Genomic DNA, 23,724 nt, shown 5'->3' with positions numbered 1-23,724 from the left:
TTGCTAGTAGATGCTACATAAATTGAAGATATTTTGGAGGAATTTAACAATGGCTACAAGAACACATGCTAGTAACGAGCTATCAGAGGCGTTACAAGGCGAAAAAGTCGTATTAAAAGGTTGGGTGCAGCGTCGTCGTGACCTCGGTGGTTTGATTTTCATTGATTTACGTGACCGTACGGGAATTACACAGGTCGTATTTAGTCCAGACGTGGCTGAAGCACATGCACTAGCGGATAAAGTACGTAGTGAATATGTGATTGAAGTGGAAGGAACAGTTATCCTTCGTACAGAGGATCAAATTAATCCGAATGTACCAAACGGTAAAATTGAAGTAGAAGCAACAAGTTTAATCGTAATTAATACGGCCAAAACAACACCATTCCAAATTGAAGATCGCACAGATGTATCAGAAGACCTACGTTTAAAATATCGCTATTTGGACTTACGTCGTCCAGTCATGTTCGATACATTCAAAATGCGTTCTGATGTTACACGTACAATCCGTAACTTCTTACAAAATGAAGGCTTCTTAGAAGTAGAAACACCGATTTTAACAAAATCAACGCCAGAGGGTGCTCGTGATTATTTAGTACCATCACGTGTCCATGAGGGTGAATTTTATGCATTACCACAATCACCACAATTGTTTAAACAATTATTAATGGTTGCAGGCTTTGAAAAGTATTTCCAAATTGCCCGTTGCTTCCGTGATGAAGACTTACGTGCTGACCGTCAACCAGAGTTTACACAGGTGGACATTGAAACTAGCTTCTTAACACAAGAAGAAGTATTAGAAATGAACGAACGCTTAATTCAAGCTGTTATGAAAGAAGTAAAAGGAATCGATATCCCTGCACCTTTCCAGCGTATGAAGTATCAAGAAGCGATGGATCGTTATGGTTCAGATAAGCCAGACGTACGTTTTGGATTAGAGCTAGTAGCATTAAATGATATTTTTGAAGGCTGTAGTTTCAAAGTATTTGCAGATACTGTTGCACAAGGAAAACAAGTGAAAAGTATCAATATTAAAGGAGCAGCGGACAAATATTCTCGTAAAGACATGGATGAATTAACAAAATTCGTTAGTATTTACGGAGCAAAAGGTCTTGCTTGGTTAAAGGTTACAGAAGAAGGCTTAAATGGCCCAATCGCGAAATTCTTTGACGAAGCGTTAGCAGCAGCTTTAATCGAACGTATGGGAGCAGAAGTTGGCGATATTCTTGTATTCGTGGCGGATAAGGCACCTGTTGTTGCAGCTTCTTTAGGGGCATTACGTTCGAAATTAGGACAAGATTTAAACTTGATTGACGAATCACAATTTGCTTTCCTTTGGATTACTGACTGGCCATTATTTGAATTCTCTGAGGAAGATGGACGTTACTATGCAGCACATCATCCATTCACACGTCCGTTCGATGAAGATATAGCGTTAATGGATACAGATCCTTCAGCAGTTCGTGCACAAGCCTATGATATCGTATTAAACGGTTACGAGCTTGGTGGTGGATCATTACGTATCTATGAACGTGACCTACAGGAAAAAATGTTTGAATTACTTGGCTTTACAGAAGAAGAAGCACAAGCGCAATTTGGCTTCTTATTAGAAGCATTTGAGTATGGCGTGCCACCACATGCAGGTCTTGCCTTTGGTCTTGATCGCTTTGTGATGCTACTAGCAGGACGTACGAATTTACGTGATACTATCGCATTCCCGAAAACAGCAAGTGCTAGCTGCTTAATGACAGAAGCACCGAGCGAAGTATCACCAGAGCAACTAAGTGAATTAAGCTTAGCCATCAAACCATTTAAAAAATAATGAATAAAACAAAATACCTGGATTTCCTAGCAAATATTGTTGAGAATCTAGGTATTTTTTTGTGTTTTTTCAGGAAAATATAGATTATGAGAGAAAATCGTTTGAATTATCAGAAAAGTGGTGTTATGATAACTGTAATACGAATCCTGATGTGTTTGTCTAACTGCTAAATCTACTTCACAGTTTTGACCGAACACTATCGAATCGGGAGCCTTCATTTTGTAGTCGCAAACATGCCCCTAGCGGAGCGGGACGTTTAAAGCTGCAAAGCGGGCACCCCCCTGCAAATTGCGGGTTCAAAACGAATGTTTCTTGGCATTACGGCACAATTGGGATTCGTCCTATACATAGGATTAAAAAGGAGCTTGAGAGTAGCTCCTTTTTTGTTGCCAATTTTTAAAAGAAAGATTTATAGAAAAATTTTGAAAATATGAAAAAATAACTTTTTATTTTAGATGAACGAGCATATAATTGGTATAGACAACTATACCTTTTGGAGAGCGTTCATAAAAAGGTTGGAGGTGATAAGTTTGAAGGACACATTATTAATCTCAAATGTTAGGATTATTAATCCTGATGATCAGCCGTTTAAAGGTGACGTCTATATAGAAGATGGTAAGATCATTCAAATAGGGCAGTCTTTGTCAAGAAAGGCAGTGCAACGTATTGATGGGCAAAATCATGATTGGCTACTGCTCCCTGGCTATATTGATATGCACATTCATGGATCAGCTGGGCATGATACGATGGATGCTAGTCCATTAGCTTTGCATGAAATAGCACAGTCCTTAGTGCAAGAAGGCGTTACAGGTTTCCTTGCTACAACTATGACACAAACTATAGCCAAAATTGAAAGCGCTTTAGTCAATGTGGCGCAATTTGAACAGCAAGAGGGAGAAGCCATTTTACTGGGCATTCATGTTGAAGGTCCATTTGTTTCGAAAATACGTGCAGGTGCACAGCCAGAAGAATACATGATTAGTCCTACGATTGAACAATTTGCTAATTGGCAAAAAATGAGCTGTTATCGTATCAAACAAATTACCGTCGCACCAGAAATAGAAGGTGGATTCACATTTCTTGAAGCATTAAAGAACTTTAATGTGATTCCGTCTATTGGTCACTCAGATGCTACAATAGAGGAAGTCCATCAAGCAGTATCATTAGGTATAAGTCAAGCCACTCATTTATATAATCAAATGCGACCATTTCATCATCGTGATCCAGGTGTCGTTGGTGGGGTATTATTAGAAGATAACATCAAAGTGGAATTAATTGTTGATTGTGTGCATAGTCATCCTCAAGCAGTCAAGCTAGCCTATCGGACAAAAGGTGCCAAGGGGATCATTCTTATTACGGACGCCATGCGAGCGAAAGGCTTGCAGTATGGTGAATATGATTTAGGTGGGCAAACGGTGTATGTAAATGAAAAAGGAGCCCATTTAGCGAACGGAGCATTAGCTGGCAGTGTGTTAACAATGGAACAGGCGGTTAAAAATATGAAGGCCATTACGAATTGTTCCTTACAAGAAATAGTCGCCATGTCTTCTACGAATGCCGCTGAACAATTGCAGCTTCCCATGAAAGGTCGAATTGAAGAAGGCTTTGATGCAGATTTTGTCTTGCTAGATCAACAATTAAATGTGCAAAAAACGATTTGTCGAGGTAAAGTTGTATTTGAGAAATCATAAAAGAGGCGATAAGGAAGGTGCAAGATTTGTTAGAGAAAAATTCTCATATACCTATTTATATACAAATAGAAGAGATTATTAAACAAAGAATTTATTTAGAAGAATACAGAATTGGTGAAACGATACCTTCAGAACGTGAACTTTCTGCACAATTTGATGTTAGTAGAATGACTGTGCGTCAATCCATTACCAATCTCGTAAACAGCGGTCTGTTATATCGAGAAAAAGGGAGAGGTACCTATGTTGCTAATCCCAAATTGGAGCAGCCATTAAAGGGCTTAACAAGTTTTACGGAAGATATGCGCGCTAGAGGAATGGAACCAAGCAGTAAGGTGTTACGATTTGAAAAAATCATACCACCAGTGGATATTGCAAGAGATTTAATGATTGAGCCTGGAGAAGAAGTATTCTTTGTGGTGCGAATTAGAAATGCCGATTCTCAGCCAATGGCGATTGAAAGAACGTATATCCCAGTCAAAATCTATCCAGAGTTGGATGAAAAGCAAATAATGGGCTCGCTTTATGCTTTAATCGAAGCAAAGTTCCATCAAAAGATTGGGAATGCCGTACAGCAAATGGAGGCAGCCATTGTCTCAAAAGAAGATAGTAAATTTCTACAGATAAATCAAACAGCACCTGTTTTAATTATCAAACGTACGAGTTATTTATCGGACGGTAAACCATTTGAGCTTGTACGCAGTACGTATCGAGCTGATCGCTATAAATTTATAAGTGAAATTAAAAGGTGATTATATGCATGCATATTTTTCTGAAATCGAAAAGCTCATCCAGATTGTGAAGGAGCAGGAGACTGTTCATTTAAAGGAAGCAGCACAAATCATTGTTCAACGTCTTCAAAGAGGTGGAATCATCCAATTATTTGGCTGCGGCCATTCTCAGCTATTAGCGCAGGAGGCTTTTTATCGAGCTGGTGGTTTAGTACCTGTTCGTCCGATTTTTCTAGAACCTTTGGCATTACATGCTGGAGCACTAGCTTCCTCAATCAATGAGAAGGATCCCACTATTATTGAACAACATAAGGAACAGTTTGATTTTCGTGAAAATGACGTTTGCATTGTCATTTCAACTTCAGGGAGAAATGCGGCCCCTATAGATGCTGCTTTGTTGGCAAAGGAGTCAGGGGTATACGTGTTTTCTCTACAGTCGCTCCTCTATAGAGAGCAGGTTGCACGTCATCACAGTGGGCACAGGCTTGAAGACGTGGTAGATTTTGTGATCAATACACATATCCCTATTGGAGATGGTGTTTTGCATCTACATGAAATGCAGTATGCGCCAGCTTCTACTGTCATTGGTTCCTTATTATTAAACGCCTTGTTCAGCGAAGTCATCGAAATAATAGCAAAGACGACAAAGGAGTTACCTATTTTTGTCAGCAATAATGTTGACTCGGATTGGTCGCATAATGAAACAATGATGGCCAACTATCAACATCGTATAGATTTTACATGAAAAAGGGGAGACATCGTAAATGAAAAAAATGTATAAAATTACTTCACCTGAGGGCATTCATGCCAGACCTGCTGCACTACTAGTAACTGCAGTAACTCCATTCGAAAGTGATATTCAATTAACGTACAAGGGAAAATCTGTTAATCTAAAGTCCATTATGGGCGTTATGTCATTGGGTGTAACACCTGGTAGTATAGTAGAAATTTCAGCGGCTGGTCCAGATATTGAAAAATTATTTCAAACCGTAACAGAAATCATGGTGTCAAAAGAAATAGGAGAAGAATGTTAAGAGGACAAAAGATTCTTGCAGTGATTGTTTTCATCTCACTGCAGAAGAATCTTTTGTAAATAACTGAATTTTTAGAATTGCAATAGGGGTGATTATATGGATATCCACATTGTCTCGCCTAATGATTATAGGCAGATTCATCAATTAAGAGATTATTGTTTTCCGAATAAATACACAGGGGCTCGACGAGAGGACTTTCATTATTGGATAGAGCAGAGTACGACATTAGGAGCTTATGATCATAAAAAGATTGTCGGTCAACTTTTAATATTGCCACTCAACATGACGGTTCATGGTGTTCCTTATAAAATGGGCGGAATCGGCTTTGTTGCAACATATCCTGAGTACCGACAACAAGGGATTATTAAAAGGCTCATGATAGAAGCCCTACAAAAAATGCGTGATAATGGGCAAACCATTTCAGTTTTAGCGCCTTTTTCTGTGTCCTTCTATCGACATTTTGGTTGGGAATTATTTTTTGAGAAGCTTCATTACACGATCCCACAAGCACAATTTCCGTCGTTTGGGAAACAACTGGATATCGTCAAACGGATGAGCTTTGAATGGGTTGAGCCTGAGCTGTTCAAGGAAATAAAGGATTTTCATAATATAATGGCAATATTGCAAAATGGAGGCATGGTAAGAGATGATGCCTGGTGGAAAAGAATTGAGAGAAGGAGCCCTGACAGCCATTTTGCAGCCTATTTTCAAGCAGATAAAATAGAGGGCTATATTCGTTATACCATTCAGCAGGGGACGTTTGTCATTCAAGACTTTATTGTAGCTAATTATTTAGCGGAGCAAGCCATATGGCGTTATATTACGTCACATGCAGCAAGTGTCGATCAAATTACAGGTGTTACTAGCAATCATTATCCCTTTGGTTTTTATTTCAAAGAGCCGCAATTCAAAAGGGAAGTCATACAGGATGTGATGGTTAGAGTCGTAGACGTTGCAGCTTTTATGCAGCAATATCCATGGGGAGATATCACAGAAACATTGACGATACGTATTGACGATCCATTTTGTCATTGGAATGAGCATGTCTATCAAATAAATAAAAATGGTCAAGTGTCCATAATTGAGACAAATTCGGTCTCTGACAAGCATATGTTAACACTACCAATTAATCTTTTTTCTGCAATGATGGTTGGTTATCTTTCCGTCAAAGAGGCTGTTGTCTATGCTAATCAATCGACAGTGGAAAAGACTCTACAACGATGGCAAAGGGCATTGCCTACTGAAAAGCCAGCATTTTATGAGTATTTTTAAGCACTAAATGGTTTGAAAATTTTAAATTTTTTTGGATTTTTTTCTGGACTATACCAGCTGAGTAGAATCGTTTATGTTGCTATAAAAAAACAATAGCCCAATTTTGTAAATAATTACACGGATATAAAATTAATGTAAAAAGTGTATTGTGGTATATACCAATAGGTGCTATTCTCAAAATAAGTAAGCGATTACACAATCAAAAAAACATAAAAAGGAGTGTTTCGAATGAAAAATATTATGTTAGTGTGTGTAGCGGGCATGAGTACTAGTTTATTAGTATCTAAGATGCAAAAAGCTGCTCAAGAGCAAAATATTGAAGCTGATATTTATGCCATTGCTGAAGGTGAGGTGGAAAAAGTATTAGCGACGAAAAAAGCGGATGTGCTGTTATTAGGTCCTCAGGTTCGCTATTTAAAGGGGTCATTTGAAACAAAATTCAAGGATAGGGGCTTTCCAATCGATGTCATAAATATGGAAGATTATGGCATGATGAATGGTGAAAATGTCCTGAAGCAAGCACTACACTTAATTGGATGAAAAAGGGGTTAAAGGGAATGGGAGAAGCAGCATTAATGGAGTCCATTATGGGTCTTATTGTGCATAGTGGCAATACGAAAAGTGAGTGTATGGAAGCTCTTCAGCTAGCGAAAAAGGGGCAAGTTGAGGAAGCAAAAGAAAAAATTAAATTAGCAAATGAGTCTTTAATTGAAGCACATCATGCTCAAACGGGGTTACTATCTCAAGAAGCAAGGGGAGAAAAAGTAGAGGTTTCCATGTTATTAATTCATGCGCAAGATCATTTAATGAATGCTATTACTTTTCGCGATTTAGCGCAAGAGATGATTGAATTATATGAACGAATCAAAGGGGAGTAACATCAAATTTTGATGTCACAATAAAAAGCAAAGGGAGTGTATGTGGATGTTCCGTTTTTTAGAAGAAAAATTTGTACCGGTTGCTGCTAGGGTTGGGAATCAGCGTCATTTAGTTGCTATTCGTGACGGCTTTATTACGATCATGCCGTTGACAATTGTTGGATCATTAGCTGTACTTATTAACAATTTGCCCATTAAATTATATCAAAATGCACTCGATGCCATTTGGAAGCATGAGACATGGACACAGTTTGGGGGGAATATTTGGGGAGCGACATTTGGGGTTATCTCCCTATTATTAGCCTTTTGTGTTGCCTATCATCTGACAAAAAGCTATGACAAGGATGCATTATCTGGTGGGGTAATAGGGCTTGCCAGTTATATGACATTTGGTACATTTGGTGAAGGGGGATTAACGGGTTTAACGACAGGTACAGGAGGAATATTTGTTGCCCTCATTACCGCTTTAATTTCCGCAGAACTATTTTCTCGTTTATCTGGCAATCCAAAGCTTTTAATTAAAATGCCTGCGGGTGTGCCATCCGCTGTGTCAAAGTCATTTGCAGCATTACTTCCAGCAATTATAACAATTGGTTTATTAGCATTAGTTCGTACAATCATTTCTGCTGGGTTTGATATACCCGATATTATTGGAACGTTTTATTCATCAATTCAAGAGCCATTTATGGGCTTAACAAATACATGGGTAGCTGGACTTATTTTAGCCTTCATTCCAACATTTTTATGGACATTTGGTATTCATGGGGCAAATATTATCGAGCCGTTTATGCAATCGATTAATCTACAAGCAATTGATGCTAACGTTGCAGCCATTTCTGCTGGAAAAGTAGCACCTTACATTATTAACAAACCGTTCTTTGACGCTTTTATTAATATGGGTGGCTCAGGTACAACGATTGCTTTAATTATCGCAATATTCATTATTGCTCGTAAAAACAAACAATATAATACGGTTGGTAAATTATCCGCTGCTCCCGGATTATTTAATATTAATGAACCATTACTATTTGGTTTACCAATTGTCTTAAATCCAATTTTATTTGTACCATTTATTTTGACACCAATGGTCAATGTGACAATTGCTTTCTTTGTAACAAAATGGGGTTGGGTGCCAGCAGCAACGATTGCTGTTCCATGGACGACGCCTCCAATTATTAATGGTTTCCTAGTCACGCAATCTTGGCGTGGAGCTGTACTGAGTATTGTCTTAATTGTTGTAGCTATTTGTATCTATTTACCATTTTTATCCATGGCTAATCGCTTGTCAAGACAGAATGAACAAAAGGCTGCTTTAGCAGCACAGAGCGAACAATCTGTTGTGGAATCCCAAGGGGAAAAAGTAGAAGTATAAGCGTCAATTAACGGAGGGTTTGAAGTGAGAAGATTAGGAATTTCGCTATATCCACAGCATAGTACACTAGACGAAATGAAGCGCTATGTTCAACTTGCTCATGACAATGGCTTTGATCGGATCTTTACCTGTTTGATGTCATTAAAACAGGAGGGGGAGCGTCAGAAATTACAGCAAATTAATGCCTTTGCGCAGCAGCTTGGTTTTGACATATCGGCTGATATCGCACCAGCTGTTTTTGATGATTTAGGCTTAACCTTTAAAGATATTGGCTATTTGAAGGAACATTATTATTTGGCAGCCTTACGTTTAGATATGGGATTTTCTGGTCAGGAAGAAGCGTTGATGTCACTTGACGCAAGTAATCTAAAAATAGAATTAAACATTAGTAACGGGACGAAATATGTAGACAATATTGTTTCTTACCAGCCCAATAAAGAGAACATTATCGGGTGTCATAATTTTTATCCAAGACGCTTTACTGGGCTATCTCGTCAGCACTTTTTACAAACATCCCACCACTTTAAAGCACACAACTTGAGAACTGCCGCGATGATCTCCTCGCAGCATGGTCAATTTGGGCCTTGGGAGCAAACGGAGTACGGGTTACCTACATTAGAGGAGCATCGTCATCTTCCTATCACTGTACAAGCGAAAGATTTATGGCATACAGGGCTCATTGATGATTGTATTATTGGCAATATGTATGCCTCAGAGGAGGAAATACGTGCGTTAGGTCAATTAAATCGCAATAAGCTTGAAATAAAGGTTGTCCCGTCAGCAGACACGAGTATTTTAGAGGAAACGATTCTTTTTAAAGAGCCCCATTTTAATAGAGGGGATGTCTCTGAGTATGTCATTCGTAGCACACAATCTCGGGTTAAATATAAAAACGGAGATTTTCCTGTGCATGATACACGACCATTAAAAAGAGGCGATATCACGATTGATAATAATTTGGATGTTCGTTATAAGGGAGAGCTACAAATTGTTCTAAAAGAAATCCCAAATGCCGGGTCGAGCAATGTTATCGCTAGCGTTGTTGAGGAAGAACAATTTTTATTAGCACATATTCAACCATGGGCATCATTCGGCTTTACAAAATGAAAAAAGGTGAGAAAGGGATTGAGTCATCAATCTCACAGACTGTAGCCATCGAGAACTTCACTCTCGATGGCTTTTGTCATTTTTCTTTCTTTGTTCAATATTTGATAAACCATTCCATAATCAGAATAGGGGTTTGCTACTAATGGATAAATAAACGAAAAATTAATAGTGGTTTCTAATTTTCGCACTTAATGATCTTGTCGTACTAATTGATCAATCGTAAACATTTCTAATTGTTTACATTCGTTGATTTTATTCTTCGTCAGCATCGTTTTTCACTTTAAAAGTTTACTTTTCATCAACATATATGGATGGAGTTGCTTTATATAGATGTTGAATATAGCGAAGGACGGTGACTCCTGCGGGGAAAGCAGCTCGACACCGCATGTGGAAAGTATCAGCTTGGAGTGGAATCAACCGTTTCCCTTTAGAAAATAATGCCAAGGAAGCATTCCAACTTTATTTTAAAATCCTTGTTTAATTACTGTTATTTGGATGGTTTTCAGTAGGCAATCTTCATTTTTTTCTTTATAATTTTCTCTTGAACAATAACATGATAAAATGTAAGATAGATTTTGATTTTATCTTAGTATATAACTAGGTTTACTAATAAAATATACAGATGGAGAGTGTCAGGATGTTACATCAATTTTCACGTAACGAGCTCGCTATAGGAACAGAGGGTCTCGAAAAATTAAAAAATACAACGGTTGCCATACTTGGTGTAGGTGGTGTTGGTTCATTTGCAGCCGAGGCATGCGCAAGAAGTGGAATCGGTCGCATTATTTTAGTTGATAAGGATAATGTCGATATTACAAATGTCAACAGACAACTAGTGGCATATCTATCAACTGTAGGCAAATCTAAATCAGCTGTCATGAAAGAGCGCATTACAGATATTAACCCAGCATGTGAAGTCATTGATATGCACATGTTTTACACGGAAGAAACCTATGAAAAGTTTTTCGCACAAGGCATTGATTATGTCATTGATGCAAGCGATACAGTGATGTACAAAATTCATCTAATGAAGGAATGCTTGCAACGTAATATTCCTATTATTTCGAGTATGGGTGCAGCAAATAAAATGGATCCTACTCGTTTCCAAATTGCGGATATATCAAAAACACATACAGATCCATTAGCAAAAATAATTCGTACAAAGCTTCGTAAAGAGGGTATTCATAAGGGTGTAACGGTTGTTTTTTCTGATGAAAGTCCAATTGTTGTACGTCCTGATGTCGTAGAGCATGTTGGTAAGCCTGATGCGGCAATTCGTAAGGCAAAGATGCCGCCTTCATCCAATGCCTTTGTACCGTCCGTAGCAGGTTTAATTGCGGCGAGCTGGGTAGTCAATACCATCTTAAAAGATGTAAAAATTACGCGCGTACAAGGATAATGTCAGAGAATTATTTTAAAAAAACAGCATAATGGATTATTTTCGTAGAAGTAGCTGCCTCATTGTTTTGAGAAGTAGCTACTTTTTCTATGTTACAATTAGACCGTTGAAAAAAGGAGGCGCATACAGATGGAAAAAATTTATCAAATGGAATATAGAGGTTTAAATCTTTTCGATGAAATTAGCACTGTAGAGTTAGCGATTGATGAAGAGAAGCAAACTATACATATTTTTGATGTTGGACAAGTAGTCAGCCCCATTTTTAATTTTGATGTATCTGCCTATGAATTGTCCGATGGTTTTTATAAAATGGCGGATGTTCTGCGGCATAAGAAAATCTTAACGAATCATCAAGCAGATAATAATGTAACATTAAGTGAATGGTTAATTATGAACAATGCTTATTTTTATATACCTCAAAAGCGCATTAAAAAATATATGCAGGGGAGCATTATTGAAATTGTTGATCGCGCAAAGGAACCCTGGTTATTTGATGATTATGTACAAAGGGTATAATTTTACCAAAATAGTTCGTCTTATGTACATAAAATGCTATTAATTCACGAAATTGTCTTATTTTTTTCATGTCCTCACTACTCCATATAGTTTATTGATATAATTTAAATCATCCATTAGATAATCGATCAGTTTGTTTGGGATGCTCCGAGCTACTTAGTAAATAGCCAGGAAGTTAAAACAGCAAATGACATATGGGAGAGTGGGAAAATGGAAATTCAAGTAATTCGTGATCATTTAGATATTGTCAAACTTCAAGAGAAAATGAATGCCATTGTATTTGACTATTTGGATACATCTAATAATTATCCGAAAGCTATGAGAGGGTTGAATCCTTTATATAGTCAAGTAACAACTTATTATAAAGAGTATGTTGATCATCGATCAGGGGAATTACCAAGCGCAAATACGTATTGGCATTTGTTTATCGATTGTTGTGCAAAATTATGTTATTTTTTAGCTGCATCGACCTATTATTCTTCGAATGCCTTGCAAAAAACGCCTGAAAAAGTGGAGCGTTTATTAACAATAGCAGCTTATTCCTTACCGGGAATTGAACAGGAAGAGAATGAATTATTATTAACAGATATCTTTGCTCTCTTAACGGAAGTGCTAGAGGATGAAGAAAAAATGACAACGATACGCAATGAAGTGCTTGCACAAAAGGGTGATGTGAAGCAGTGTCTGGAACAGTTCAAAGCATTTGTTGATGAAGAACTGACAGCCTAGACATTATTAGACTAGCTATTTTCAGAAAATAGCCTATACGACAAGAATCTACGTAACTTTTGTAAGTAATTCTCGTTTTTCTATACTAGAAAAAAGTGGATTTACTTGCTTCGTTTTGTTTCGTGGGTTCTTTTTTGTTATTTGGAAAGTAAAAAAAGACCATTTTACTTAAAGGGAATTATGATTTTTTGTCGAATTATAGTTAAAAAATGGGTTCTCCTATGATCATTTTATTCAACACTGTAAGAACTTATTGAAAGGGGGCTAGGCAATGATTGTAAACGGTATAAAATTAGATTTGGCGAATTTGGAAAAACCGCTTTTACTAGTTAGTGAGGAAGATGAGCATTTATTTCAACGACTTATCCAACCAACGATTGAGAAGGAACTTATACAGTGTCAATTAGCGCTCTCTACAAGAAAATCTATTTCATTGGTCAAAGATATTTGGTTGGCAATGTATAGGGATCGAGAAAAGTTATACATTAATAGTGGTCATGCCATGCTGTACCCAATTCGTTTAATTCTTTTTGAATTAGTGACACAAGCAGAATCTTTCCAGCGCTTAGCAAAAAAGTCGCGTGGTGATGCATGTCTTTCCCTTATATATGCGGTTATTCTTATACAATTTGTCTTGCAGTGGTTAAAGGATCGGTTTAGTGGAAACCAAGAGGTATATGGTGCATTAAAGCGGTTATACAGAGTGACGGATGATGAATTAACTAGAGAGCCATCCTATGAAACAAGAGAACAAAAAATTGCACAAGCTATTGCTGTAAAAGCAATTCGCTTTGAAGTGAGAGAAAACAATCAAGAATTCGCGAGTGTGTTGTATCAATCGTATAATTTGATTGTTTTTTTGCATAGTAAGGTCAATGAAGAGGATGGGAAAGAATCCCTTTTGTCATCACTTCGACATGTAGCAGAACCATTAAATTTGTTTTATAAAGAGCGATACACAGCAAATAACCAGAGCTTTACAGGATGATCATCAAAGCAGCCCATCCTGTTATTTTGTAAAAAAGCAAAGTCACTATCAGTACTGGAAATCGTGACTTTGCTTTTGTGCTGTTATTGATGGAACGATTTGAGCTTTTCATAGATGCCTGCCATTCGTTTTTCTTCTCCAGCAATAACAGGTTTATAAAATTCTGTTCCTACAAGTTCATCCGGTAAATATTGCTGGTCTACCCAACCACCAAAAGTGCCAATGGGTGTGTTATGTGGATATTGATAGCCAACATGTCCTAAATCTTTCGCTCCCTCGTAATGAGCATCTCGTAAATGATGAGGAATATCACCCGTTTTGCCTTCATGAATTGCTGTAATGGCTGCGTCTATTGCAGCTATGGCAGAATTGGATTTAGAGGCAAGGCACATTTCTATGACGGCGCTTGCGAGTGGAATACGTGCCTCAGGTAACCCTAGTCGTTCGGCTGCTTGGATGGCAGCCAGCATATGGGGACCAACATCGGGATTGGCAAGACCAATATCTTCATAAGCCATCACAAGCAGGCGCCTGCTGACGGCCACTAAATCGCCTGTTTCCAATAAATGCGCTAAATAATATAAAGCAGCATTGGTATCACTGCCACGTACAGATTTTTGCAAGGCGGAAAGTAAATTATAAAAATGTGAACCTTTTTTATCGCCATAAACACCGATTCGGCTAATGAGATGCTCAATAACATGATCGGCTGCAAGCGTCTGCCCATCAACCTCATCACTCGCATAATAAATGGATTCTAGTAGTGTTAATGCCTTCCGCGCATCCCCGTTTGCGGCTCCTGCAATTTGCTCAATTTGAGTGGGTGTTAATACAAAATGATATTTACCTAACCCTCGTTTTTCATCTGCTAGTGCTTTTTCAATCAACTCAATTAAATTTTCCTTTGTCAGTCGTTTTAGCTGGTAAATTTCCCCACAGCGTGAACGAATAGCTGGATTGACGTCATGGTAAGGATTTTCTGTTGTGGCCCCAATTAATACAATTGAGCCATTTTCAACATGTGGTAACAAAGTATCTTGCTGTAATTTATTGAAACGATGAATTTCATCCAAAAAAAGAAGTACTTTTCCAGAGATTCTGGCTTCTTGTACAATATCTTCCACATCTTTTTTGCCAGCTCGCGTTGCATTGAGTGCAAAGAAAGGGAGCTTGGAGCTTCCTGCAATGGCATTGGCAATAGAAGTTTTACCGATTCCAGGTTCTCCGTATAGCAACATGGAAGGTACATGTTCATTTTGAATCATTTTATACAGGGCTGTATTGGGACCAATGAAATCCTGATGCCCAACTATTTCATCAAGGGTTAAAGGACGCATTCGAAAAGCGAGTGGTTCATTATGCAATTTAGTTCCCCCTTTCAGTCGTTGTCATTTTTTGCTTCGACCATGTTTATACGCTAAAATAAAGCGCTGATTGTTATTTTTGAACGATTTTGAATCGTATTTATTAGTATATCACATCCTTCTAGGTGTATTTCCGAGTTCATCAAGAGGAGATTATGATATACTGTTTGTAGTATTTTGACTAGACTAATTGAGGGTGATAAAATGAAAATTTCAACAAAGGGTCGTTACGGGCTTACGATTATGATTGAATTAGCAAAGCATTATGGTGAAGGGCCGATTCCATTGCGTAAAATTGCTGCGGAAAAGGAGCTTTCTGAAGCATATTTAGAGCAATTAGTGTCTCCGCTTCGTAATTCAGGCTTAGTAAAAAGTGTACGTGGTGCTTATGGTGGTTATATGCTAGCGAATCCACCTAGCGAAATTTCAGCAGCCCATGTTATTAGTGTGCTAGAAGGGCCTATTCAACCAGTAGAGGGTATTGAAAATGAGGAAGCGCCACAACGAGAGTTATGGCTACGTATTCGCGATGCAGTAAAAAATGTGTTAGATACAACGACAATTGAAGACCTAGCACAATATACAGAAGAAAATGTAGCGGAAGGTTACATGTTCTATATTTAAAATGTTCGAGCTACAGCGCTACGCCCGCATCAATCTCATTCATTTTGTGAAATAGTCTTATCGCAATGGCTATTTTTACGATGAGTGATGTGGGTTTTTGCGCTTCTGATCTTGATTCAGGAGAGGACTCCACTTATGAAGGGTGAGCTGAATGCGGTGCTGATTTTTTCAGTGAGTGTTCAAACGATCACTGAATCAAGATAAAGTCTCTGGCGAAAGTCACAGATTTTGAAGAGAGGTCTGCATGATGCAGGTCAGTTACCGTTGTCACAGAATGTGACGAGAGTAGGCTAACTGTTACTCATTAGTTTGAAAAGAATGGACGTATTGTTTATCTGCGCGAAAGTGAAGTGTCAGCGGCAATTACGTCGAGGCGTAATTGATCAAAAAGGAGTTTTCAACATGAATTCATATATTTATCTCGATCATGCGGCTACATCTCCGATGAATGGCCAAGTAATAGAAGCGATGACGACTGCTATGCAGCAGGTTTTTGGCAACGCATCAAGTATTCATGGCGCAGGTCGAGAAGCACGAAAATATTTAGACAATGCACGTGAGTTATTAGCGAAATCCATCGGTGCCCAAGCAGGGGAAATTATTTTCACAAGCGGCGGCACGGAAGCTGATAATACAGCCATTTTAGGCACTGTCTATGCCCGTGCGAACGAAGGGAAACACATCATTACAACACAAGTAGAGCATCATGCGGTGTTACATACTTGTGAAAAACTTGAACGCGATGGCTTTGAGGTGACCTATTTACCAGTAGATCAATTGGGACGTGTAGCGGTTGAAGATGTTCAAGAAGCCCTTCGCGAAGATACTATTTTAGTGACGATTATGTATGGTAATAATGAAGTAGGTACAATTCAGCCTATTGCTGAAATTGGTGAGCTATTACGTGAGCATCATGCCACATTCCATACAGATGCAGTTCAAGCTTACGGCTTGGAGAAAATAGATGTAAACCAATTACAGGTGGATTTATTGAGTGTATCTGCACATAAAATCAATGGTCCTAAAGGTGTTGGATTCCTTTACCAAAAGACAGGAACACCGTTAGCGAGCTTTGCTCTTGGGGGCGCACAAGAGAAAAAACGTCGCGCAGGTACTGAAAATATTCCAGCCATTATTGGTTTTGCGACTGCTGTGCAAGTTGCAAATAAGTTGCGTGAAGAAAAGCGTTCACTATACAATCACTTTAAGCAAATTATGCTCGAAGTTTTTACACAGGAAAAGCTAGCGTTCCATGTGAATGGTGAAGAAAAGCATTCATTGCCTCATGTACTAAATATTAGCTTTAAAGGGATGGAAGTAGAATCGTTTCTAGTGAATCTTGATATGGCAGGTATTTGTGTATCAAGTGGTTCAGCATGTACCGCTGGTTCGATTGATCCATCGCATGTGTTAGTAGCGATGTTCGGGCAAGGAGCAGAGGAATTACGAAACTCCATCCGATTTAGCTTTGGGCAAGATTTAACGGAAAACGATATACGCGATGCAGCGGAAAAAACAGCTCAAATTGTGAAAAAACTAGCTACCAAATAATTTGCGCAATACGACGTTATGTTTCTATAACTTTTGAAGCATTAACTGTAATTAGATAAAAGAAAAGGTGACCACAATGAAAGAAACACGTGACCCCTCACAAATTCGCGTTGTCGTCGGCATGTCAGGTGGGGTAGATTCATCGGTGGCTGCATACTTGTTAAAACAACAAGGGTATGAAGTAATCGGGATCTTCATGAAAAACTGGGATGATACGGATGAAAACGGTGTTTGTACAGCGACTGAAGATTATGATGATGTGATTAAAGTGTGCAATCAAATCGGTATCCCATACTATGCTGTCAATTTCGAGAAACAATATTGGGATAAAGTTTTCACATACTTTTTAGAAGAATATAAAGCAGGGCGTACACCAAACCCTGACGTGATGTGCAATAAAGAAATTAAATTTAAAGCATTTTTGGAGCATGCCATGAACTTAGGCGCCGATTACTTAGCGACAGGACACTATGCACGTATTGATCGAAGTGTTGATGGTGAAGTGAAAATGTTACGTGGCGTTGATGATAACAAAGATCAAACATACTTTTTAAATCAACTATCACAGGAGCAATTAGCCCATGTGATGTTCCCAATTGGCGATATTGAGAAGAAAGAAGTGCGTAAAATTGCAGAGGAAGCTGGACTTGCCACTGCCAAGAAAAAGGATTCAACAGGAATTTGTTTTATCGGAGAACGTAACTTCAAGGAGTTTTTGAGTCAATATTTACCAGCTCAACCTGGCAAAATGGAAACAATGGATGGTGTTGTGATGGGACAACATGATGGTTTAATGTACTATACACTTGGGCAACGACATGGTCTTGGTATTGGTGGAGACGGTGAACCTTGGTTTGTGCTAGGGAAAGATTTAGAGCGTAATGTGTTACTTGTTGGACAAGGCTTTGACAATGAGTTTTCATACTCTACATCATTGACTGCTGTGAAAATGAACTATACTTCGACAAAAAAATTGCCTAGGAAATTTTCTTGCACAGCGAAATTCCGCTATCGTCAAACAGATACACCAGTAGAAGTAGAAATTTTACCAGATGGTCGTGCACACATTACATTTGCAGAGCCTGTACGTGCGATTACACCAGGACAAGCCGTAGTGCTGTACAATGGTGATGAATGTATGGGTGGCGGTACGATTGACGAAGTCTTTAAAAGTAATGAAAAACTAACATATGTTGGATAACTTGCGTTAAGACTGCTCTTACTGCCTCTTGGCTTTCTAGAAGCAGTCTTTCGCTACATAGAGGTGAAGAACAAATGAATTATAATGAACAGGGCATTCAAGCATTTCAAGAAAAACGTTATGAGGATGCTGCCCAACTATTTACAAAAGCAATTGAAGCAGAGCCCGAAAATGCCATTGGTTATGTGAATTTCGGCAATTTGTTAGCTGTGTTAGAGGATACAGAACGTGCAGAACGTTTCTTCCAAAAGGCGATTACTGTAGATGAAACTGCAGCGACAGCTTATTACGGTTTAGCCAATTTATATTATAATGCGGAACGCTATGCGGAAGCTGCAAAACTGTATGAACAAGCACTTAAACATCAGATTGAAGGGGCAGATGTTTATTATATGATGGGGAAATGCTTTGAGCGTATGGAGAACTCAAAACTGGCATTGCCCTATTTACAACGTGCCGTAGAAATTGCGCCAGAAGATACACAAATTCGTTTAACCTATGCGATTGTGCTATGTGCGCTAGAAATGTTTGAGGAAGGGAAGAGGGAACTGAATCTCTTAATCGAGCAGGATTGGAATAATGCAGATGCACATTATAATTTAGGCGTGCTCTATGCCGTTTCCACAGAACAAACGGAAGATGCAATGTATCATTTGAAACAAGCCTTTACATTACAACCTGAATATGACCAAGCACGATATATATATGATATGATTGCCCAACGATTTAACTAATAGATGATTAGCAGCAAGTGTCAATTGATGAACTTGCTGTTTTTTTCTATCAAAATGCAAAGCAATCTATAAATCTCATTTATTATTTTTCAGCAAATGAATTCCTTCCTCTTTTATTTTTCGTTCAAACTTGGTAATGTTTGTTATGCAGGAAAGGAAAAGGTGACAGGATGAATAAAGTATTTATTGCACTATTACTTGTAACAGCACTTGCCGCAATTGAAGGAACAATTGTAAGTACGGCTATTCCAAGTATTACAGCTGATTTATTAGGCGTAGACTTAATTAGCTGGATTTATTCCGCTTATTTACTAGCCTCTGCTATTGCTGCGATTATTTTTGGCAAGCTAGCTGATTTATTTGGACGCAAGCGGATGATTATTACAGGGATTATTATTTTTTTAGTAGGCTCGATGTTATGTGGTTTAGCCCAATCGATGGAGCAATTAATTGTCTTTCGTGCAATCCAAGGTATTGGTGCAGGTTCAATTTTACCCATCACATTAACAATGGTTGGGGAGCTGTATAAGACTGAAAAAGCGCGTGCCAAAGGACAAAGCTATTTAAGTATGGTATGGGGCGTGTCTGGCGTAGTTGGTCCATTATTTGGAGGTTTTATTGTAGACCAAGTGTCATGGCACTTTATTTTTTTCATTAATGTACCATTTGGTTTAGCATCTATTTATTTAATTGCGAAACATTATAAAGAGCAAATAGAAGCGGTGAAGCGTAAAATTGACTACCTAGGTGCTGTACTATTTACAATTGGCATGGTGGCGTTGTTATTTGTGATTATCGAAAACAGTAAAACGCAGGCTTGGTTATCAGGTCAATCATTGCTAATGTATCTAATTGCGGTTGTCTTCCTTGGTATTTTTATTTGGGTGGAATTACGAGCTGAAGAGCCAATTATTCCGTTAGCACTGTTTAAAAATGGGCGACTAATGGTCATAAATGCCTTAACATTAAGCGGGATGTCTATTGTGATTGGTGTAACGGTTTATATTCCGATATTTGCCCAAAGTGTTCTTGGTAAAAATGCAACACAAGCAGGCTTATTATTAACACCGATGTCTATTTTCTGGACGGTAAACTCCATTATGGCAGGTTATTTAATCGGGCGTTTAACGAATAAAAGAATTATTCAAATGGGGACAATTTTACTGGTTACGGGTACTCTATTACTGGCAAGACTATCTTCAGGTTCTAGCGATTTCAGCGCTTATTTCGCTTCATCATTAGTTGGGCTAGGAATGGGCTTTATCATGCCAATGTTGATGATTTCCATTCAAAAGGTGGCAAATCCGAAGCAGCTTGGCATCTCAATTGGTTTAAACTCCTTTACAAATACATTTAGTCAAGCGATTGGGGCAGCACTATTTGGGATGATTTTTAACTTAGCAACGAGTGAAAAAATGGCTTCATTAGGAAAAGGTGAAATTCAATTAAATGGTGAATTTGCAAGAGGTGGCTTTAGTCTAGAAGAAGTAAGCTTTTTAAAAGAAACTATTGCGAATGGCGTAAGCTATGTTTATGTCGCTACCTTTGTTTTTGCCATTTGTGCCCTTATTTTCTCCTTCTTTGTAGCGACGAAATCCAAGGAGCAGGCATAATCATTACAAAGCTTTAAAACTGTAAAAATCCACCTCACTCTCTGTGAAAAAGAACATTGGACAATTGGGTCTTTTGCTTTTCTCACCGAAAGCTAGGTGGATTTTTATGTTCATTTAGTTTTGGTCATAATGACAACGGAGTGTCATTGATTGTTAGGTAGTTCTGTTAAGTATTTCGCTAAATGTGAAATAGGGGTACTGTCTAGTAATGATGGCTCTGCTTCATTTTCTTTTAAAATATTGATCTCTTTATTCAAACGCTCCATTTTTCGATCTAATTCGGCTGCTTGTAGTGCGGCTTCTTTTAATTCAATACGAATATGCTCGGGTACATCTTTGTTATACTTATAATAAATTTTGTGCTCCAAGCTTGCCCAAAAATCCATTGCTATTGTACGAATTTGGATCTCTGTGTAAACCTTTTCCATATGGTCTGACATAAAGATAGGAATTTTAATAATGAGATGTAAGCTTTGGTAGCCATTTTCTTTTGGATAAGCAATATAATCCTTCACTTCAACAACCTCAATGTCATGCTGTGCCTGTAACATGGCACTAACCTTGTAAATATCTTCCACGAAAGAGCAGGTGATGCGAGCGCCTGCTATATCACGAATATTTTCACGAACAGCCTCCATGGATGGGGGAAGCTCTTTTTTCATCATCTTCGCTAAAATACTTTTCGGTGATTTTACACGAGTGGAAATATGCTCAATTGGATTGTATTCATGAATCAACTTAAATTCTTCTTGCAATATATTTATTTTCGTTTCTACTTCCTGTAGAGCAAATTTGTAGGCTAAAAAGAAACGTGTTAATTCTGTTTGGAATGTTTTTAAAGAGTTTACCTCTAGTCCAGTTTTCATAGTTTGTAAATCCTTTCTAGTTGGTTTGTGCCATTTTTATTTTCTGTGTGGCTGTCATCGCAATGAGATAGCCAATAATGGGTGAAATTCCATAGCCCATAATAGGCATTGGAAAATGGCCAAAGAAAGTGACAAGAATTGTCATCAAGAAATAGAGTCCTAAAGCGCTTGCTAATATATCTTTTTTCCATGTGATAAAGAATGGATAGACTAACAATAGAAGGGCTCCAACTCCTAAAATAAGTAACATACTTCCCATATCTGCTACTAAAAATATTATTTGCTCTACATATGGTACAGGAGCTAAATGATCGATGTAAATCCAGGATGTAAAGACATATAGGGTTAGTATGATTAGCGTAATATACTGCCATTTAGGGTTTTCTATAGCTCGCCATAAAATAATGGTGGAGGCACAAGCAAAAGCAGTAATTTGCCCTGCATCTGGTTGCAATAATAAAATACCACCTATGAGAATCATGAATCCTATAACATATGGTAAATAATTACTTTTTGATAGCCTCCACAAATAAACAATGAGCATAGGTAAAATAATACTGGCCATATAAAAATTGAATGGACCCAAAGTTACCCATCGGTGGACACCCTCTAAGCCATTAAACCAAAAGGGCAGAATAAGTAAAATAGTTAAAATAGATGTGACCAAAAGAGGGTTCTTATGTAGTTCTATTAGGGGTGTTTTATTTAAAATGACATAGCAAAAACAAACGCCTAACATCCAGATGAATATATTTTGTATCCAAATACTTATGTCTACACCGTAGAAGATCATAGCGATCGTTCCTATAAGAAGTGCGGGAAGCATAAAAAAATAAGGTAGTATATGTTTGATATGGAGTTTAGTCATGTGACCCCCTTATACGTAATGCTATACAATATATAACTCATATGACAAACAAAAGGTTTCAGAAATTGTTGAAAGGAATAGAGGAGACGGAGGTGAGAAAATGAAAAAAAGGAGCTAGTGCCCCTTCGGTTTAAGTAATAATTTCAGCATTTAAGTTATAGCGCTTATTAAACTCATCGACAAAAACCTGTAAATCAATATATGTTCCGATATACGGTTCTGTTTCTTGATCGCGTAACAAGCCACAAGTTGCCTTTAATGATTTTGAAAACTCTAGTAACATTTGTTCGTTGTCCAGTTGCACGTGAATCGCAAGAGAATGATCTTTTTTATTTACTTTAAAATATTTACCATCTATGATTCTCTCTAAATTTGTTTCTTGAAATGGAAAAACATAATCTTTATAAATTAGCTTCACAAGATCCCACCTCTTTCACAATAGTTTACTACATCTGTATAAGGTAACTTCCCACCAAAAATAGAGAGGGCACTGCCAATGGTTACATGCAATTTTCCGTTGGCTAATTGATTAAATTTTTCTAAATCCTCCAGCGAACGAACACCACCTGCATAGGTAGTAGGAATAGAAGTCCAGGCAGCCAAATCCCTTACTAGGCTTTCCTGCATTCCCCCCTTTTTTCCTTCAACATCTACGGCATGAATTAAAAGTTCATCACAAAAATCTTCTAGATAGGCAATAGATGCTGCATTGACTTCGAAGTGACTATATGTAGTCCATTTATCTGTCATGACAAACCACTTTCCATCACGCATCTTGCAGCTAAGATCAATGACTAGACGTTCTTTACCTATCAGTTGGTTTAAACGCTTTAAACGTGCTAGGTCTAGCTGTCCATCATGAAAAATATAGGATGTCACGATAATATGCGAAGCGCCTGCTTCAATATATTTTTGTGCATTATCAGCCGTGATGCCGCCACCAATTTGTAAGCCCTGAGGATAGGCTGCTAAAGCGGCTAAGGCGGCTTCTTCATTCCCAGAACCAAGCATGATAACATGTCCACCTGTTAGGCGATCTTTTGCAAACATTTGTGCATAGTAGCTAGCGTCATGTGTAGAAATAAAATTTTCTACGACAGCTTGATTTGCATAACCCAAAGTACTTCCTACAATTTGTTTTACTTTGCCATCATGTAAATCGATGCAAGGTCTAAATTCCACTAACTTCACAATCCTTCCGTGCGACTAATTCTTATTTATCATAGCATGGAATAAGAGATAAAGGCAGAGAATTGTCATTTGTCGCAATAATGTAAAAATAAAGTAGAGAATACATTTTTATCTACGATATTTTGATGAGGCTATGGTAAAATAAAAAGATTGAAGACAATAAGAAAGGACGGACCGAA

The 23,724-nt window shown here is 38.0% G+C and carries 24 protein-coding genes, 1 other RNA gene and 1 pseudogene; 20 read left to right on the top strand and 6 right to left on the bottom strand.

Annotated features, from left to right (window positions below):
* Positions 1 to 49: 49 nt before the first annotated feature.
* From aspS to MKY46_RS15825, 11 genes are all read left to right on the top strand, one after another.
* Positions 50 to 1,819 (top strand): aspartate--tRNA ligase, encoded by a 1,770-nt coding sequence (aspS, locus tag MKY46_RS15875; protein ID WP_036124388.1) that lies wholly within the window; start codon positions 50 to 52, stop codon positions 1,817 to 1,819.
* A gap of 140 nt (positions 1,820 to 1,959) precedes the next feature.
* Positions 1,960 to 2,159, top strand: a non-coding RNA gene (ssrS, locus tag MKY46_RS15870) — 6S RNA.
* Between the two features lie 190 nt (positions 2,160 to 2,349).
* Positions 2,350 to 3,510 (top strand): N-acetylglucosamine-6-phosphate deacetylase, encoded by a 1,161-nt coding sequence (nagA, locus tag MKY46_RS15865; RefSeq protein ID WP_036124387.1) that lies wholly within the window; start codon positions 2,350 to 2,352, stop codon positions 3,508 to 3,510.
* Between the two features lie 26 nt (positions 3,511 to 3,536).
* On the top strand, positions 3,537 to 4,259 hold the full coding sequence (locus tag MKY46_RS15860; RefSeq protein WP_036124397.1) for a GntR family transcriptional regulator: 723 nt from the start codon (positions 3,537 to 3,539) through the stop codon (positions 4,257 to 4,259).
* 4 nt (positions 4,260 to 4,263) lie between these two features.
* Positions 4,264 to 4,983 (top strand): sugar isomerase domain-containing protein, encoded by a 720-nt coding sequence (locus MKY46_RS15855; RefSeq protein ID WP_036124385.1) that lies wholly within the window; start codon positions 4,264 to 4,266, stop codon positions 4,981 to 4,983.
* Between the two features lie 19 nt (positions 4,984 to 5,002).
* Positions 5,003 to 5,272: an HPr family phosphocarrier protein gene (locus MKY46_RS15850; protein WP_036124382.1), complete on the top strand. Its 270-nt coding sequence runs from the start codon at positions 5,003 to 5,005 to the stop codon at positions 5,270 to 5,272.
* A 96-nt stretch (positions 5,273 to 5,368) separates the two neighbouring features.
* Positions 5,369 to 6,544, top strand: a complete 1,176-nt coding sequence (locus MKY46_RS15845) for a GNAT family N-acetyltransferase (protein WP_036124380.1) — start codon at positions 5,369 to 5,371, stop codon at positions 6,542 to 6,544.
* A 228-nt stretch (positions 6,545 to 6,772) separates the two neighbouring features.
* Positions 6,773 to 7,084, top strand: coding sequence for a PTS sugar transporter subunit IIB (locus tag MKY46_RS15840; RefSeq protein ID WP_340834755.1), 312 nt, complete (start codon positions 6,773 to 6,775; stop codon positions 7,082 to 7,084).
* Between the two features lie 17 nt (positions 7,085 to 7,101).
* Positions 7,102 to 7,422, top strand: coding sequence for a PTS lactose/cellobiose transporter subunit IIA (locus MKY46_RS15835; protein ID WP_036124376.1), 321 nt, complete (start codon positions 7,102 to 7,104; stop codon positions 7,420 to 7,422).
* Between the two features lie 46 nt (positions 7,423 to 7,468).
* Positions 7,469 to 8,794, top strand: coding sequence for a PTS sugar transporter subunit IIC (locus MKY46_RS15830; protein ID WP_058844054.1), 1,326 nt, complete (start codon positions 7,469 to 7,471; stop codon positions 8,792 to 8,794).
* A gap of 24 nt (positions 8,795 to 8,818) precedes the next feature.
* The gene (locus tag MKY46_RS15825) at positions 8,819 to 9,901 is read left to right on the top strand and encodes a DUF871 domain-containing protein (protein WP_340834753.1); all 1,083 of its coding nucleotides are present in this window, start codon (positions 8,819 to 8,821) and stop codon (positions 9,899 to 9,901) included.
* Positions 9,902 to 10,014: 113 nt separating this feature from the next.
* Here MKY46_RS15825 and MKY46_RS23830 read toward each other — a convergent pair.
* Positions 10,015 to 10,170 (bottom strand): annotated as a pseudogene (locus MKY46_RS23830) (IS5/IS1182 family transposase); the annotation flags it as partial.
* A 368-nt stretch (positions 10,171 to 10,538) separates the two neighbouring features.
* On the opposite strand from MKY46_RS23830, the gene MKY46_RS15820 reads away from it, so the two are divergent.
* From MKY46_RS15820 to MKY46_RS15805, 4 genes are all read left to right on the top strand, one after another.
* Positions 10,539 to 11,300: a tRNA threonylcarbamoyladenosine dehydratase gene (locus MKY46_RS15820; RefSeq protein ID WP_271910494.1), complete on the top strand. Its 762-nt coding sequence runs from the start codon at positions 10,539 to 10,541 to the stop codon at positions 11,298 to 11,300.
* Positions 11,301 to 11,429: 129 nt separating this feature from the next.
* Entirely contained in the window at positions 11,430 to 11,816 is a 387-nt protein-coding gene (locus MKY46_RS15815) for a hypothetical protein (RefSeq protein WP_036124366.1), read from the top strand.
* 210 nt (positions 11,817 to 12,026) lie between these two features.
* Entirely contained in the window at positions 12,027 to 12,545 is a 519-nt protein-coding gene (locus tag MKY46_RS15810) for a hypothetical protein (RefSeq protein WP_036124364.1), read from the top strand.
* A gap of 271 nt (positions 12,546 to 12,816) precedes the next feature.
* Positions 12,817 to 13,533, top strand: coding sequence for a hypothetical protein (locus tag MKY46_RS15805; protein WP_036124362.1), 717 nt, complete (start codon positions 12,817 to 12,819; stop codon positions 13,531 to 13,533).
* 83 nt (positions 13,534 to 13,616) lie between these two features.
* Here the strand turns inward: MKY46_RS15805 and MKY46_RS15800 are convergent, their stop codons facing one another.
* Positions 13,617 to 14,897 carry a replication-associated recombination protein A gene (locus tag MKY46_RS15800; RefSeq protein WP_058844057.1) on the bottom strand — a complete coding sequence of 427 codons (1,281 nt, stop codon included), beginning with the start codon at positions 14,895 to 14,897 and terminating at the stop codon, positions 13,617 to 13,619.
* A 204-nt stretch (positions 14,898 to 15,101) separates the two neighbouring features.
* Between MKY46_RS15800 and cymR the strand changes: the two genes are divergently transcribed.
* The 5 genes from cymR to MKY46_RS15775 all read left to right on the top strand — a co-directional run bounded on the left by cymR (position 15,102) and on the right by MKY46_RS15775 (position 20,620).
* The gene (gene cymR / locus MKY46_RS15795; protein WP_008181126.1) at positions 15,102 to 15,521 is read left to right on the top strand and encodes a cysteine metabolism transcriptional regulator CymR; all 420 of its coding nucleotides are present in this window, start codon (positions 15,102 to 15,104) and stop codon (positions 15,519 to 15,521) included.
* Between the two features lie 402 nt (positions 15,522 to 15,923).
* A complete protein-coding gene (locus MKY46_RS15790) occupies positions 15,924 to 17,072 on the top strand; it encodes a cysteine desulfurase family protein (protein WP_036124356.1) in 1,149 nt (382 codons plus the stop codon).
* 76 nt (positions 17,073 to 17,148) lie between these two features.
* Positions 17,149 to 18,273 carry a tRNA 2-thiouridine(34) synthase MnmA gene (gene mnmA, locus MKY46_RS15785; RefSeq protein ID WP_036124354.1) on the top strand — a complete coding sequence of 375 codons (1,125 nt, stop codon included), beginning with the start codon at positions 17,149 to 17,151 and terminating at the stop codon, positions 18,271 to 18,273.
* Positions 18,274 to 18,347: 74 nt separating this feature from the next.
* A complete protein-coding gene (locus MKY46_RS15780; protein WP_036124352.1) occupies positions 18,348 to 19,007 on the top strand; it encodes a tetratricopeptide repeat protein in 660 nt (219 codons plus the stop codon).
* Between the two features lie 170 nt (positions 19,008 to 19,177).
* Positions 19,178 to 20,620, top strand: coding sequence for an MDR family MFS transporter (locus tag MKY46_RS15775; RefSeq protein WP_036124350.1), 1,443 nt, complete (start codon positions 19,178 to 19,180; stop codon positions 20,618 to 20,620).
* Between the two features lie 143 nt (positions 20,621 to 20,763).
* On the opposite strand, the gene MKY46_RS15770 is transcribed toward MKY46_RS15775, so the two are convergent.
* The 4 genes from MKY46_RS15770 to hisA all read right to left on the bottom strand — a co-directional run bounded on the left by MKY46_RS15770 (position 20,764) and on the right by hisA (position 23,536).
* Positions 20,764 to 21,486, bottom strand: coding sequence for a GTP pyrophosphokinase (locus MKY46_RS15770; protein ID WP_036124348.1), 723 nt, complete (start codon positions 21,484 to 21,486; stop codon positions 20,764 to 20,766).
* Positions 21,487 to 21,502: 16 nt separating this feature from the next.
* Entirely contained in the window at positions 21,503 to 22,354 is an 852-nt protein-coding gene (locus MKY46_RS15765; protein ID WP_036124346.1) for a hypothetical protein, read from the bottom strand.
* Between the two features lie 130 nt (positions 22,355 to 22,484).
* Complete coding sequence (locus tag MKY46_RS15760) at positions 22,485 to 22,772, bottom strand: hypothetical protein (RefSeq protein ID WP_036124345.1); 288 nt, start codon at positions 22,770 to 22,772, stop codon at positions 22,485 to 22,487.
* Positions 22,769 to 23,536, bottom strand: a complete 768-nt coding sequence (gene hisA / locus MKY46_RS15755) for a phosphoribosylformimino-5-aminoimidazole carboxamide ribotide isomerase (protein ID WP_036124343.1) — start codon at positions 23,534 to 23,536, stop codon at positions 22,769 to 22,771. The genes MKY46_RS15760 and hisA overlap by 4 nt, the downstream gene beginning before the upstream one ends.
* Between the last annotated feature and the right edge of the window lie 188 nt (positions 23,537 to 23,724).

This window comes from Lysinibacillus sp. FSL M8-0355 (assembly GCF_038008985.1).
In the GTDB taxonomy this organism is placed as follows: Bacteria; Bacillota; Bacilli; order Bacillales_A; family Planococcaceae; genus Lysinibacillus; species Lysinibacillus fusiformis_D.
Note: the sequence above shows the minus strand (reverse complement) of the source record. Positions and strands in the feature narration are given on the sequence as shown.